Origin of the sequence: Shewanella sp. KJ2020 (assembly GCF_024197625.1) — a bacterium.
GTDB lineage: Bacteria > Pseudomonadota > Gammaproteobacteria > Enterobacterales > Shewanellaceae > Shewanella.
This window is the reverse complement of record NZ_JAKUKD010000006.1, coordinates 1-13,646: the sequence shown is the minus strand read 5'-3', so window position 1 is coordinate 13,646 and position 13,646 is coordinate 1. Positions and strand designations below refer to the sequence as shown.

The 13,646-nt window shown below is 45.2% G+C and carries 13 protein-coding genes; 10 read left to right on the top strand and 3 right to left on the bottom strand.

Going from position 1 to position 13,646, the window contains the following annotated elements; genetic code table 11:
• Nucleotides 1–409: 409 nt before the first annotated feature.
• The 3 genes from MJO46_RS03475 to MJO46_RS03465 all read left to right on the top strand — a co-directional run bounded on the left by MJO46_RS03475 (nt 410) and on the right by MJO46_RS03465 (nt 3,782).
• Complete coding sequence (locus tag MJO46_RS03475; protein WP_253988133.1) at nt 410–2,308, top strand: sodium:proton antiporter; 1,899 nt, start codon at nt 410–412, stop codon at nt 2,306–2,308.
• Between the two features lie 175 nt (nt 2,309–2,483).
• Nucleotides 2,484–3,149, top strand: coding sequence for a hypothetical protein (locus MJO46_RS03470; RefSeq protein ID WP_253988132.1), 666 nt, complete (start codon nt 2,484–2,486; stop codon nt 3,147–3,149).
• A 21-nt stretch (nt 3,150–3,170) separates the two neighbouring features.
• Complete coding sequence (locus tag MJO46_RS03465; RefSeq protein ID WP_253988131.1) at nt 3,171–3,782, top strand: acetamidase/formamidase family protein; 612 nt, start codon at nt 3,171–3,173, stop codon at nt 3,780–3,782.
• A gap of 154 nt (nt 3,783–3,936) precedes the next feature.
• On the opposite strand, the gene fadE is transcribed toward MJO46_RS03465, so the two are convergent.
• On the bottom strand, nt 3,937–6,384 hold the full coding sequence (fadE, locus tag MJO46_RS03460; protein WP_253988130.1) for an acyl-CoA dehydrogenase FadE: 2,448 nt from the start codon (nt 6,382–6,384) through the stop codon (nt 3,937–3,939).
• Between the two features lie 243 nt (nt 6,385–6,627).
• On the opposite strand from fadE, the gene MJO46_RS03455 reads away from it, so the two are divergent.
• Complete coding sequence (locus tag MJO46_RS03455) at nt 6,628–7,407, top strand: class II glutamine amidotransferase (protein ID WP_253988129.1); 780 nt, start codon at nt 6,628–6,630, stop codon at nt 7,405–7,407.
• Nucleotides 7,408–7,564: 157 nt separating this feature from the next.
• Here the strand turns inward: MJO46_RS03455 and MJO46_RS03450 are convergent, their stop codons facing one another.
• Together MJO46_RS03450 and MJO46_RS03445 are read right to left on the bottom strand one after the other, a co-directional pair.
• Nucleotides 7,565–8,356 (bottom strand): DUF3108 domain-containing protein, encoded by a 792-nt coding sequence (locus MJO46_RS03450; RefSeq protein ID WP_253988199.1) that lies wholly within the window; start codon nt 8,354–8,356, stop codon nt 7,565–7,567.
• Nucleotides 8,357–8,539: 183 nt separating this feature from the next.
• Entirely contained in the window at nt 8,540–8,968 is a 429-nt protein-coding gene (locus MJO46_RS03445) for an MGMT family protein (protein WP_253988128.1), read from the bottom strand.
• 225 nt (nt 8,969–9,193) lie between these two features.
• Here MJO46_RS03445 and def point away from each other — a divergent pair, with 225 nt between their 5' ends.
• The 6 genes from def to MJO46_RS03415 all read left to right on the top strand — a co-directional run bounded on the left by def (nt 9,194) and on the right by MJO46_RS03415 (nt 13,470).
• Nucleotides 9,194–9,685 (top strand): peptide deformylase, encoded by a 492-nt coding sequence (def, locus tag MJO46_RS03440; protein WP_198783239.1) that lies wholly within the window; start codon nt 9,194–9,196, stop codon nt 9,683–9,685.
• A gap of 206 nt (nt 9,686–9,891) precedes the next feature.
• A complete protein-coding gene (gene rhlP / locus MJO46_RS03435; RefSeq protein ID WP_253988127.1) occupies nt 9,892–10,725 on the top strand; it encodes a rhombotarget lipoprotein in 834 nt (277 codons plus the stop codon).
• Between the two features lie 682 nt (nt 10,726–11,407).
• On the top strand, nt 11,408–11,680 hold the full coding sequence (locus MJO46_RS03430) for a hypothetical protein (RefSeq protein WP_253988126.1): 273 nt from the start codon (nt 11,408–11,410) through the stop codon (nt 11,678–11,680).
• Between the two features lie 75 nt (nt 11,681–11,755).
• The gene (locus MJO46_RS03425) at nt 11,756–12,157 is read left to right on the top strand and encodes a hypothetical protein (RefSeq protein ID WP_253988125.1); all 402 of its coding nucleotides are present in this window, start codon (nt 11,756–11,758) and stop codon (nt 12,155–12,157) included.
• Between the two features lie 94 nt (nt 12,158–12,251).
• Complete coding sequence (locus MJO46_RS03420; RefSeq protein ID WP_253988124.1) at nt 12,252–12,542, top strand: hypothetical protein; 291 nt, start codon at nt 12,252–12,254, stop codon at nt 12,540–12,542.
• A 154-nt stretch (nt 12,543–12,696) separates the two neighbouring features.
• Entirely contained in the window at nt 12,697–13,470 is a 774-nt protein-coding gene (locus tag MJO46_RS03415) for a hypothetical protein (RefSeq protein WP_253988123.1), read from the top strand.
• The last annotated feature ends 176 nt before the right edge of the window (nt 13,471–13,646 follow it).

Genomic DNA, 13,646 nt, shown 5'->3' with positions numbered 1-13,646 from the left:
GGACTCACATTGTTCCTGACAATGTTGAGCATACACTCCTTCCATGGAGATATTAGACTCTTTATAAACAGAAGTTGGCCTGTCACGCTGGGGGGCCGAGTCCCGTCCAGCATTCTTGCTTTAGCCCTGTTCGGCATCCATACCTCTCGTTCATAGGCTTATCGCTGCGCGATATTCACCCGCGAAATAAAGATAAAAGCCTCATTAGCTAGCTGTTATCTCCCATAAGCAGGCCCTATTCTCTGGTCATAACGCCATAAGCCTATGGTTTATTGTCATGCTATTACCCTATATTGACTTATCCACGATGGAACTTGTTTTACAGCGCATCGACTTTTGCTGCTATTGTTATCGGCAGTTAACATGTTGAGTTAATGGGTATCTGAGCTTTTCACCTAAAGGATGTTATATGGTTGAACAAATTACTGGGATGTTAGCACTGATTGGCGTGCTATCACTTTTCTGTCAATGGATTGGTTGGAAGTTAAGGTTACCTGCCATTTTACCTCTGCTGCTCTGTGGACTGACTCTCGGACCCGGGCTTGGGGTACTTAATCCCGATGCGATATTTGGCGATTTGCTGTTTCCCATTATTTCCCTTGGGGTTGCGGTGATTCTGTTTGAGGGTGCATTAACCCTCAATTTTAAAGAAATCAAAGATCATGGCCGCATGGTGACTCATCTTGTGACCATTGGTACCTTCATCACTTGGGCCTGTATCAGCGGCGCCACTTTTTATCTACTCGATTTTAGTTTGGATATCGCCCTATTGTTTGGTGCATTGGTGGTTGTAACTGGCCCAACTGTGATTGTTCCTATGCTGCGAAGTGTGCGACCTAAGTCGCAGCTTGCCAGTATTCTGCGCTGGGAGGGGATAGTGATTGATCCCATAGGTGCATTGTTAGCTGTATTAGTGTTTGAATATATTACGGTATCTGGCGACCCCACCACCCATGTGCTTTTTGCTTTAGGTTCTATGCTGTCACTTGGCCTAGGGCTGGGGGCGGTATCTGGTTATCTCGTCGGCCAAGTATTACGCCATAACCTTTTACCCCATTATCTGCGTAACACAGCGGTGTTAACTCTGATGTTAGGGATTTTCGTTGGCTCAAATCTACTGCAGGAAGAATCGGGATTACTGACGGTAACTGTGATGGGCATTTGGCTTGCCAATATGCGAGGGGTGGATATTGCAGAAATTCTTGAATTTAAAGAGACCTTAACTGTACTGCTGATTTCTGCCTTGTTTATTTTATTGGCGGCGCGCTTAGATTCCAACGCTATGATGGATTTAGGTTGGGGCGGTGTTGGGGTTCTCGCTGTAACTATGCTAATCGCAAGGCCATTGAGTATTTGGGTGTCAGGTATTGGGACCTCGTTATCCAAGGCTGATAAGTGGTTTCTATGTTGGATTGCGCCGCGGGGGATTGTTGCGGCGGCGGTGTCGTCATTGTTTGCGATTAAATTAGAAGCTAATAATGTACAGGGCGCCGATGCCATTGTGCCTTTAGTATTTTTAATCATTATCGGCACTGTGGTGATTCAAAGTTTAACCGCGGGTCGCTGGGCGAAATACCTTGGGGTAACATCGGGTTCGGCTCAAGGCTTATTAATTTTCGGCGCCTCTAAGTTTTCCCGCGAGTTGGCTAAAATCCTAAAGGCGAAGGATGTGAAAGTGCTGCTAGCGGACAGCAACTGGGATAACATTCGCCTCGCGCGGATGGATAATATTCCAGTGTATTTTGGTAATCCTGCCTCGGAACATGCTGAAACCTATATGGATTTAACTGGGATTGGCCGAGTGCTGATCATGTCGCCCTACAAACAGTTAAACCCCCTAGTGACCTTTTATTTTCAAGACCTATTAGGCTTGAAGAAGGTTTTTGGTCTTAACAATGCTGAGCAGGGCAGTGCGCGGCATCAGTTATCTGAGTCCTATAAACAGCGGTTATGCCTCTTTGGTGATGCGGTTTCCTACGCCAAAATCGCCAGCCAAATGGCGAAAGGGGCCCAGCTTAAAGTCACAAACTTAACCGAAAACTTTACCTTTGAGCATTTCCGTAAGCGTTATGGTGAAACCGCTTTGCCCTTAGTGTATTTAACCAAAGAAGGCAAAGTGACCATCGTTTCTGGCAATGATACCCAATTCCCCAATGGGATAGAGTTGATCAGCCTATTGCCAGTTGAAGCCCTTGAAGAAGCCAAAACCCAACAGGCGATTACGGAGCAAGAAGCGATTGTGGCACAGGCCAAAGCGGCGGAAGAAGTGGCACTTGCTAAAGCCAAAACGGAGGAGGTTACTGAGTAATTAAGACTTAAAAAACAGATGCTAACACTATAATTAGTGACGAAGCAGACAAGGGTGTGGCAGATAACGTGATAAAGAGTTAGCTTGAGCATGTAATAGGGTATTACTGCCATGTTTTATCTTGTTAATACGACAAGCTCACTCTCATATTCGCAAGTTAAACTGGAGAATACCAATGTTGAAATATTCCACACTCATGTACTTGAGTCTTGTGTTTGGGCAGGTGCAAGCTGCTGACCAATGGCTACTAACAACGGATCTCTGGGGTAATCCGGTATATGGCACACTGACTTTAGAACATAATGGTGACAATCTCAGTGGTGATATAGATGGTGACAAGCTGAGCGGACACAGCCAAGGTACAAGTTTCACCTTTGAAAGCAGAGATGTGGATGGCACTGTCTACCACTATGAAGGTAAGCTGCAGGACAATACCATCAAGGGTGTTGCCGATTTTCCTGATACCAATAATCCGAGTGTTCGGGTGAAACATGCCTTCTCGGCACGGAAAATAGCCACCCGTCCAGAAGGCCTACCGCGGCGTTATGAATTCATGCCAACGAACTATTCCAATCTATTTGATCCTCATCGCCTCCCCGTTCTTACAATTTGGCCCGGTGATACAGTACAAACAAAAACGATTGACTCCGGTGGGGTCGATGAGCACGGTGAGACTAAGGCCCTGTTTGGAAATCCACAAACTGGCCCTTTCTTTATTGCCACCGCAGCACCAGGGGATACGCTGGTCATACGGATAAATCGCCTTAGATTGAATCGAGATTATGCTGATAGTTTGGATGCGATAGTAGGGAGAGCATTGGGGGCACGTTTTGCGACTTAAGCGGATGAACTTGGAAAGCCTGTGCGCTGGAAATTGGACAGAGAGCGCGGAATTGCGAGCTTGGAAACGCCAACTGAACATTTAAAAGACTACACAGTTAAAGTGCGGCCTATGCTAGGCGGGCTTGCGGTTGCACCCGGTTTTGGCTCTGCGCCGATATCTACGGGTGATACCGGACGTTTTGGCGGTAACATGGACTTTAACGAAATTATTGAAGGCAATATTGTTTATTTACCCGTGCAACAACCTGGTGCTTTACTCTATCTTGGCGATGCTCATGCGTTGCAGGGGGATGGTGAAACCTCGCAGTATGCTTTAGAAACCTCTATGGATGTAGAATTCACGGTTGATCTGATCAAAGCTAAATCGATAGCGATGCCGCGTGTTGAATCACCGGATCAGCTCATGGTCTTAGGTCAGGCGGGATCATTAGATGAGGCATTACGCTCGGCGACGACAGGGCTTATTCAATGGTTACAACAAGATTATGGCTTGACGCTGCCAGAATGTGCGATTCTCCTCGGCAGTGCTGCTCATTATTCTGTTCCCAATCTCGCAGGGCGCAGTGTTGGTGTTGCCTTGAAGCTTGATAAGACACTGCTGACTATGCCTCGTTTGCAGGGTAAAGGGTAAGCTATGTTAACGCAGCATAGCTTTAGTCATGTAGCTGTGAAGCTTTCTCTGATTGAGTTCGTATCATCTTGAGCGGTTCCGGAACGGGACAACTTACTATAAAAAAGGAGGCTAATTAGCCTCCTTTTTATAGTTTTGGATCTTACTGAGTGGATTACGCAGCGCGTTCCTGTGAAACGGTGGCAACCACTTCAGGGCGCAGTTCGGCTGGGTCAAAGTCATCCACATTGATAGACTTCATCCGGCCAATTTCTGCTCTTTCAAGTAATTGAACTTCGGCATCGCTCAATACCCCTAGGGCTTTACCTTCTGCGGCAACTTTATCTAACCACATAAATGGCAGACGTTTACCGCTGGCCTTGCATACCTTATCGAATAAAGGCTCTGAGGCGAGGATATCTTTGAGCGTTTGTTCTTGAATACCCACAGCATTGTGCTCAGAGTTAGTCCAGAATTGGCCCTTACCTAAACGGTCACGGCTTTCACAGGGCGTTTGCATGATCTTAGCCACTTTATGATCTAACACATCGCTTGGGCGTTTCAGTGGACGGCCGAATGGGAACATCACTGCGCGTAATACACCGCCAAGGCCCATAGGGAAGTTATCCAATAAGTCGTCTAATGAAGCCTGTAACTTGTACTGTGCATCTTCAACCGCCCATTGTACTAATGGCAAGTCGTCGGTTTGACGGCCTTCATCTTGGTAACGCTTGAGCGTCGCCGATGCAAGATATAGCTGGCTTAACAGATCACCTAAACGGGCTGAGATACGTTCTTTACGTTTTAAGTTACCGCCCAAAGTTGCCATAGCTAAGTCAGAAAGCAGGGCAAGGTTAGCACTGAAACGGTTCATATGTTGATAATAACGCTTGGTTTTATCAGAGTAAGGCGCATTAGAGAAGCGGCTTGATGTCAGACCTAACCAGAAGCTACGGACAAAGTTACTGGTCGCAAAACCAATATGACCGAAAATTGCCGCATCGAAGTTAGCTAAACCTTGGCCAGACTCAGTATCAAACGCTGACTCCATTTCTGCCAGCACATACGGATGGCAACGGATAGCGCCTTGGCCGTAGATGATCATTGAGCGAGTCAGGATATTTGCGCCTTCAACGGTAATCGCAATCGGGGCCGCTTGATAGCCACGGCCTAAATAGTTGTTAGGGCCTAAGCACACACCTTTACCGCCGTGGATATCCATGGCATCGATTACGCATTTCTGCATACGATCTGTCAGGTGATATTTAACGATAGCGGAGATAACCGAGGGTTTTTCACCTAAGTCGATACCCGTGGTGGTTAATGAGGTCACTGCATCCATCAGGTAGGCGTTACCACCGATGCGTGCCATTGGCTCTTCAATTCCTTCTAACTTACCGATAGGTAGTTTGAATTGGCGACGAATACGCGCATAGGCACCGGTTGCTAAAGCCGCGGTTTTCACTCCACCGGCAGAGTTTGATGGCAGTGTGATACCACGACCCACAGATAAACATTCCACCAGCATGCGCCAGCCTTGACCAGCCATTTTCGGGCCGCCAATGATAAAGCTTAATGGGACAAACACTTCGTTGCCACGGGTCGGACCGTTTTGGAACATACAGTTCAGCGGGAAGTGGCGACGACCTGTTTCAACGCCTTCAACGTCTGTTGGAATAAGCGCGCAGGTAATACCGAGTTCTTCTTTATCACCGAGTAGATGATCAGGATCGCGCAGTTTAAACGCCAGACCTAATACAGTCGCAACCGGGGCGAGGGTGATATAACGCTTATTCCACGTTAGTTTCATACCCAATACTTCTTCGCCTTCCCATTGGCCTTTACACACGATACCAAAGTCAGGGATAGAACCCGCGTCGCTACCAGCTTCTGGGCTAGTTAATGCGAAACAAGGGACTTCTAAACCTTTGGCCAAACGTGGCAAGTAATAGTTTTGCTGCTCAGGCGTACCATAGTGTTGCAGCAGTTCGCCAGGGCCTAAGGAGTTAGGTACGCCAACTGTCGAGGCTAATTCGCTGCTTAAACCTGCAAGCTTTTGCAGCACGCGGGATTGGGCGTAGGCTGAATACTCTAAACCGCCGTACTTTTTCTTAATGATCATGGCGAAGAAACCGTGATCTTTCAGATATTGCCATACTTCAGCAGGCAAATCGGCGAGTTGATGTGATACTTGGTGTTGGTTCACCATGCGGCACACTTCTTCAACTGGGCCATCGAGGAAGGCTTGCTCGTCTGCACTTAAACGCGCAACTGGGTAGTTATGGAGTTTTTTCCAGTTAGGGTTACCCGCAAACAGATCGGCTTCCCACCAAGTGGTGCCGGCTTCAATCGCTTCTTTCTCTGTCGAAGACATTTCCGGCATGATGCCACGGTATACCTTCATCAATGGGCGACTGATTACATTTTGTCTAAATGCACTGATGTTAAGTGGCAAGGCAATCACAAGGAAAACGATCCAAGAGATAGGGCCGACAACATCGAGTGTCCATCCTGCTGTCATCACAACAGCGGCTGCAATAGTGGCAGTGAGCAAAGATACCCGAAGGTAAGCTAGGGCTCCTAGCACTAAGATCATGGCGATGATCCAAAGTAGGGTAGTCACTGTAATTCTCCTTAAGTATGACCGAGTGCCAACCACAGGTCATAGCGAGTTTTGTTGATTGCGATCACAATTATAGTTTGTGGTCAGACCTGTGTCGCATAAAAGTTAAACCTAAGGCAATTTTAATACAAGCATTTTTCAAACAATTGTTTAAATTTTTTGTCGATTTTGATCATTCCACAAATGTCATCAACTAGTTACAATGCAAAACCGTAGAGAGTTGAGAGAAAATAGGCGAGAGATATGTGTGAATTACTGGCGATGAGTGCCAATGTGCCGACCGATATTGTGTTTAGTTTTACGGGATTAGCGCAACGTGGTGGGGTCACAGGGCCCCATGTTGACGGTTGGGGGATCACATTTTACGAGGGTAAAGGCAGCCGCACCTTTAAGGATGCTTGCCCGAGCAGTGAATCCCATATCGCCAAATTGATCCAATCCTACCCCATTAAGAGTGAGGTCGTGATAAGCCATATTCGCCAAGCCAATCGCGGCTGTGTGTCTTTGGAAAACACCCATCCTTTTACTCGCGAGTTATGGGGACGTTATTGGACCTATGCCCATAATGGTCAGTTAAGCGACTATCAGTCTAAGTTTCAGGTCTCGCGCTATCAGAGCATAGGCGATACCGACAGCGAACTCGCTTTCTGTTGGATTTTGGAACAAGTTGCCCTGAAGTTTGGCGACCGCCGACCCGACGATATGCTGGCGGTATTTCGGTTTGTGGCCACATTGGCCGATGAGATCCGTGCCTTAGGTGTGTTTAATATGATCTTAAGCGATGGCGAGCATTTGATGAGTTATTGCAGTAACAACCTCTGCTATATCACTCGCCGCGCGCCGTTTGGTAAGGCGAAATTAATTGATACTGATGTAGTGATTGATTTTGATAAAGAAACCTCGCCCCACGATGTAGTGACAGTGATCGCCACTCGGCCATTAACCGAGAATGAAAACTGGCATGTCATGCAGCCGGGTAATTGGAAATTATTCCGCTTGGGTGAGCCGCTAATCGATTGCTGAGTCTAACCTTGACTATCCCGGCTTTGATCGTACTTTTGCCTTTGTGCTCCATGTGCCAAGCAACCCGGTGATGGCAGAGCCGCGTATTAAAATACAGTCTCTGCCATACAGGTTTATTAGCCAGCCTAGGATAATTGCTTATTGGTTGCTGCTTGGGTTAATTCTCATCCGTGCCGAGCAGTTTTGGCGCCTTGTGCGATTCGTGCGTGGCCGTCGAGGCGGGTTCGGCAGATACTTTCTCATCGAAATGATATTTAAGCAGTTTAATATCGAGCTGCTTACTGCCTTTTTCGAAGTGCGTGAGGCGCACGGGCAGGTAGGCTAAATCTGGCGCCATCCAAAAGAAGGTTTGGCGTTTCTTATTATCCCTAACTACTTCAATTTTGACCGTGTCGTAACTGCCGCTTTCTATGGTCATACGTTCCTTGCCGATAACATGAAACTTATATTCATCGACTTCATTGTCTTTCACCATTTTGTAATCCAGCACATCCTTACCCGCGCTAATATCGAGCCTAAATTGTAGCTGTACCATCAGAGGATCAAATATATCCCCTTCGAATGGGAACTTGCCTTTCTCGTCCTTATAGCGGGTATGGATAAAACCCTGAGCCTTGGCAAAAGCCGTTTGCTCGGTGAAATTAGGACCAACCCCCTTACGCTGATGCAGATAGCGCAGTGGTAGCAGTTGCCCGCCATCTTGGCTGAATTCACTCAATATATGGCGAACGTCGGTGAGCAGTAACAGGCTTAGATCGCTATCGAAACGATATTTGAATACACCATCTTCCATCTGCGGCAGATTATATTTGGCCTTACCTAATTCAATATCACCGTAATTTACTTGGTATTCAGCCGTTTGTGGTGTTAATGGTGTGGGGGCTGCCATGGCAAAAAGGCTGTGGCTGAGCGCGGATAAACTCAATAATAACGTGGAAATAGTGCGCAAATAATGCTCCTTGTATCGCAGGTTTTCACCTTGTTTCGCGGCGCGACAGGGCGCCGAACGGAATAAAAATGGGTTGAATTGCATATTACTTACACCGCTTTCATTCGCTAACGATTATGCCCATCGCTAGGTTATAGCTGAGGCTGCCTAACGTGTAAATAGTTTGTAGATCAGTAAATTAATCTAAAATGGCATGGCCATGACTAAGGTTGCCATATCGGGCCGCCACTCAAATTCAGACAATTTTACTTTGCCGCGGTTCACTATTACACCTTCAATTCGCAATAATTCCATCTGTTCCTGAAACGAGCTTGAATTTTTTTCAAAGGAAATTTGGCCCTGACTGTTAAGCACTCTATGCCATGGAAGTGACAAATGTTCGGGGGCCGATTTGAGTGCCTTAGAGACATATCTGGCTCTGCCTGGCAGCCCGGCTAAATCGGCAACTTTACCGTAACTGCTAACATGCCCCTGCGGGATCATGGCAACAATATGCCAAATTTTGGCCATAGGCGATAAGGGGACGGCCTTCGCAGTTTGAGCTTCTAAGGCGGCTTCGTCTTGTGTTAAATAGGCATAGAGTGGCGATTTATCTTTTGGAAACGATGGCATAAATAAGGGCTCTTGTGCGTATGTCTATTCGCTCGTCTTTGGGTTTGCCAGTTTAACGTTAAACGAAAAAAATGCGAAAGCCCGTGTATGGATGGTGATATTGTTATCTATATACTCGATTGTGATCGTAATTATTAAACTATTTATGGCGAAAATATTGTGTAAAAACTGAAATAGTCCATAATAGCGCCAATTTTTTTGACTCGATGAGAGAAGATAATCAGCATGGCCGTACTCAATATTTTGACAATCCCCGATGAGCGCCTTAAACGTAAAGCGCAACCAGTAAAAGATATTGATGCCGTTCAGGGATTTATTGATGACTTAATCGAAACCATGTACCACACGGACGATGGTATCGGTTTAGCGGCAACGCAAGTCGGCAGTACGGATGCGATTATTGTGATCGATTTATCTGACGATCGTGACCAACCTTTAGTACTGATTAATCCAGAAATCGTCGAAAAGTCAGGCGAATTTATCGGTGAAGAAGGTTGTCTGTCGATCCCTGGTTATCGCGCTAAAGTGACCCGTTTCGAAAAGGTCAAAGTCACCGCTTTAGACAGAACAGGCAAAGCGATTGAAATCGAAACCGATGAGTTTTTAGCCATAGTATTGCAGCATGAAATCGATCATTTACATGGCAAAGTGTTTATCGAACATTTATCCATGTTAAAACAACAAATTGCCCTTAAAAAAGTGCGTAAATACGCTTAACTTTTTAGCAGAAGTCAATTTTGTTCGCAAAAGCCGCACCTTGATGCGGCTTTTGTGTATTTGTGCTTTTGAGTCTGTGAACTATCCCTTTGATATGTGAGAACAACGGCTTGTTTTTACACCTATGAGTGGATAAGGTAGCGACATTGTGCCAGCTTCTAGTGGCTAAAAATCAGAGTCAGTGTATGGATACGGTAGGGAAACAGATGAAATTTAAGCTAATGATGTTAGTCAGTTTGATGTTGGCGTTTAGCGGCTGTAGCGCATTTTTTAACGGCAATACCACAGAGAAAAATGCGGTATCAAGTAGCTTAGTTGAATATCTCTACCCCGATGAGAAGAGTCGCCAAGCTCAGCAGCCATCCCTACCTGTGTTACGTTTGCCAATTACTGTTGGGCTCGCTTTTTTACCTTCATCCCATTGGCAAGCCGATGCTATCGATAGTCGCGCGCAAATCGCCTTGCTCGACAAGGTCAAACAATCCTTTATCAAATACGACTACATAGATCGCATCGAAATCATCCCTAGCACCTATCTTAAAAATGGCAAAGGTTTTGACACCCTGCAGCAAGTCGCCCGCTTACACGATGTCGATGTAATGGCGCTGGTCTCTTACGATCAGTTGATGCAGAGCCACGAAAATAAATCCGCCATCCTTTATTGGACTATTGTGGGTATGTATGTGATCCCAGGTAATGAAAATGCCATTCAAACCTTTGTCGATACGGCGGTGTTTGATATGCGTAGCCAAAAGATGCTCTTTAGGGCCCCGGGTATTAATCAGTTAACTGAACGCTCAACCGCTGTTGGCGTGACAACAACCCTAAGGGAGAAATCCTATGAGGGCTTTGATCTTGCGGTGAACGATATGATAGTCAATTTAGATGATGAGCTCGCCCGCTTTAAAACCCGGGTTAAAGAAGAGCAGGTGGCCACCATAGAACATAAACAAGGTTATAGCGGTGGCAGTTTATCCCTATTAATCCTTTCGCTACTGGGCATATTTGCATTTCGCCGTGTCACTATCTGCCGAGAATAGTTGAGTTGATTGGGTTTGGGATAATTTGGTGAGATAGAGAAGGTTAGTTAGGACGATATTTATGCCGTTAAGAGCACTGTTGTAATGATGGCAATCTTAACTAATCATTACACGGTTAATCCCGCTAAATGCTTTTTGCCCCAAAGTGTGTTTCGTATTTTGAATGCTTTAATCAAAATCAAAGTCGTGGGGCTTCACCCCACTCCCGACCAAGGAGGACTACTCGTCCTACCCTCCTTGGATGCTCCAAGACGCCCCCAACGGAGTTGAGAGCCCCTTGTGCTCATTGACAAATTTGCTATCGCTTCCGAAGGATGCGTCCCTGCACCTGCGAAAGCTAGTCGGTCATCCATGACCGAACTCACGCAATTTGTCTATTCGCCCTGCGGCAACTCCGAGGGGAGGTGTATTCCTTAGAGTTTTGAGTCGTTAGATAGCGATTCATCAGCAAAAAATAAGCGCGAAAAATGAGAAAGATAAAATGATATCAAGTGATTACCCATCAAACTGTATAAAAAACCGCTACCGCAAAAAAGCAAATTCCTATAGCATCATTTGTACCAATTGACATGGATGTGGCAGCGGCCATATTTGAGATTTAGTAAACAAGCGATTTATGCTCCGCAAACAGCGCAGCGCATAAATACTAAGACGTTAACTGTATGAAAGCACCGAGTACGTAATGTCGAATAAAACCGTTTTGGAAAGGCTTTTAGTCGAAATTGACGAATACGACAAAAGCCGAAGCAATCGTGATGCTTTTGCGCAGAGAGTTTATGAATCAATCGAAGCACTAGAGGGAATACCCTACTCAGTGCATCAGCAGGTTAGGGATTGGCAACATAAAATTGAAACCGAGGGTTACTTCGAGGAAGAGGGCTTTGAGTCAAAGCTCGAAGAAGTAATACCTAAACTAAAAGCATGGGTTAATGAGCTCATTCAGACCCACAGTTAATAAGGCCAGGCACGGCGACGGCTCTTGCGTTGCGGCTTTAGCTTCAAACCTTGGCCCGTTCTCCGAGTAGAGTCAATGAAAAATATACCTATCATAATCATTATCGCCTTACTTACATCATGTTCATCTACGCAAAAAAATGAGCAACCAAAGAGCACCGTTGCCACAAGCAACATCGGCTACATGCTGCTTGTATTTGCGTCAATGCCATTTACTCCAGAGCAGCTCATGAAAAAGTGTGGCTGGGAGTCTGACGAGTATCCCGAACAGTACGAGCTTTCTATGTTGGTGAAAAAAGACGGAAGAGTCACAAGGAAGTTAGTGTTTCCGCCTACTGAATTCGCACAGTGTCATCTCGATAACTTTCCCAAGCATCTGCCTAGCCCACCAACTGATAACTTCAATTTAAAATTCCCTATGTTCAATGCCCCAAAGGAAACCGTCCAATTACCAGCAAGCACAAGTGAAGCTAACTAATAGTTCGAGGTTGTTCCGGCCTGTTGGCCTCCACGGGACTTTGCTACGCTTCGCAAAGCCCTCAACAAATTGTTATACGCAATAAGGGAACTCGATGCTTGATGGAATAGTAAGCCTTGTATCCGCTGTCGTAGAATTTATTGTATCTCTGGTTGTTGGTCTAATTGATTTTGTTGCAGGTTTCTTTGTTGCTGCTGGAGAGACTCTTACGGCACTTGACTTGTTTTTGGTACTGTTTGTTGTCTTAGCTGAACTAATGATTTGGAGTTTGCTTTGGATTAAGGAGCTTTCGCTTTCATTATTCGGTTGGCGTAAGCCAAGGCATATATCCAAACCAACTTTTTGGCGACCTACGCCTAAAATAAAAAAGTTAAAAAGCCAATGAACATGGAGATTTTATCAAAAATTGCGTATAACAAGGCAACACAAATCGGATCAAAACTCGTTGTCACATTTATTGCAAACGGCGCAACAAATGCGCCTTCAACTTTTGGCCGTTGGTTGCGGCGTTTATGCCGCACACCCGAGAGGAGAACGTCTTGAATATCCGTGAGATTGCAAAAAATAATTCAAATTATTACGAAATAAATCGAGAAGAGAGGAACTATGCTGCAATTTTATATGCCGCGCTATGTAAGGAACAGAATATATTGCAATTTTTAGCGTTACTCGGCTTTGATTACGAGAAGACCGATGATTTCGGGATATATTTCGAATACTCATACCTAAGAGATTTATGGTGGTGTATAAGTGACGAAAACGTAAAGAAAATCATCATATCCAGCAATCTAGAATTAGCTGGGATCAATGATATTCTGTCTTTATCCAACATCGAGATAAATAAAAAATTTGGCGTTGCTGGGCAGCCATCTACTGAGTATGTTCAATTTCCAGGTAGATGGTCAATTTCTAAATACAATAGCAACTTTAGTGATAATGAGGCGTTTCTAAAAGTTTGTAAATTCAAATGGTCCTTCAACATTAAACCCGATATCGTCATTCATTTGAATAAAAATAGAGCTATTTGTATTGAAGCCAAGTATCAATCCGGAGAAGGTTTTTATCCAAACTCCGAAAAAGACAAGTCCATATTTACATCGAGAGGCTTAAAGTATGTCGGTCAAATGGAATTGCAAAAATACATGATGGAAGAACTTTTAGGAATTGACACTGACTTTGTTTTTCTGGTCGCAAAAAAGAGCTCAAGCAATTCTCACAAAGTCGTTACTTGGTCCCAAGCTTTTGAAGCTTTGGATTTATCGGCAATGCCACTATTTGCACAAGCAATGGCAAAAAACATATCAGCGGCATAACAAATAAGGATAGGCCGCGCATAGCCGCGACCTTATCCCAAGTGTTGAACAGGGCGGGATTAAGCTTTGTTAAATCTCTTAACCAAAGAAAATCTCGCTCCTAAAATCGCCATTCCATGCAGCCTTTCTCATCTTGGTTGGTTTGCTGGCTTTTAGCGGATGTTGCTCTAAAAGGT

Excerpts from the sequence above, each read along its gene's own strand:
- MJO46_RS03475 (WP_253988133.1), top strand. The coding sequence starts at position 410 with ATGGTTGAACAAATTACTGGGATGTTAGCACTGATTGGCGTGCTATCA.
- MJO46_RS03425 (WP_253988125.1), top strand. The coding sequence starts at position 11,756 with ATGAAAAATATACCTATCATAATCATTATCGCCTTACTTACATCATGT.
- def (WP_198783239.1), top strand. The coding sequence starts at position 9,194 with ATGGCCGTACTCAATATTTTGACAATCCCCGATGAGCGCCTTAAACGT.
- MJO46_RS03420 (WP_253988124.1), top strand. The coding sequence starts at position 12,252 with ATGCTTGATGGAATAGTAAGCCTTGTATCCGCTGTCGTAGAATTTATT.
- MJO46_RS03430 (WP_253988126.1), top strand. The coding sequence starts at position 11,408 with ATGTCGAATAAAACCGTTTTGGAAAGGCTTTTAGTCGAAATTGACGAA.
- rhlP (WP_253988127.1), top strand. The coding sequence starts at position 9,892 with ATGAAATTTAAGCTAATGATGTTAGTCAGTTTGATGTTGGCGTTTAGC.
- MJO46_RS03470 (WP_253988132.1), top strand. The coding sequence starts at position 2,484 with ATGTTGAAATATTCCACACTCATGTACTTGAGTCTTGTGTTTGGGCAG.
- MJO46_RS03445 (WP_253988128.1), bottom strand. The coding sequence starts at position 8,968 with ATGCCATCGTTTCCAAAAGATAAATCGCCACTCTATGCCTATTTAACA.
- MJO46_RS03455 (WP_253988129.1), top strand. The coding sequence starts at position 6,628 with ATGTGTGAATTACTGGCGATGAGTGCCAATGTGCCGACCGATATTGTG.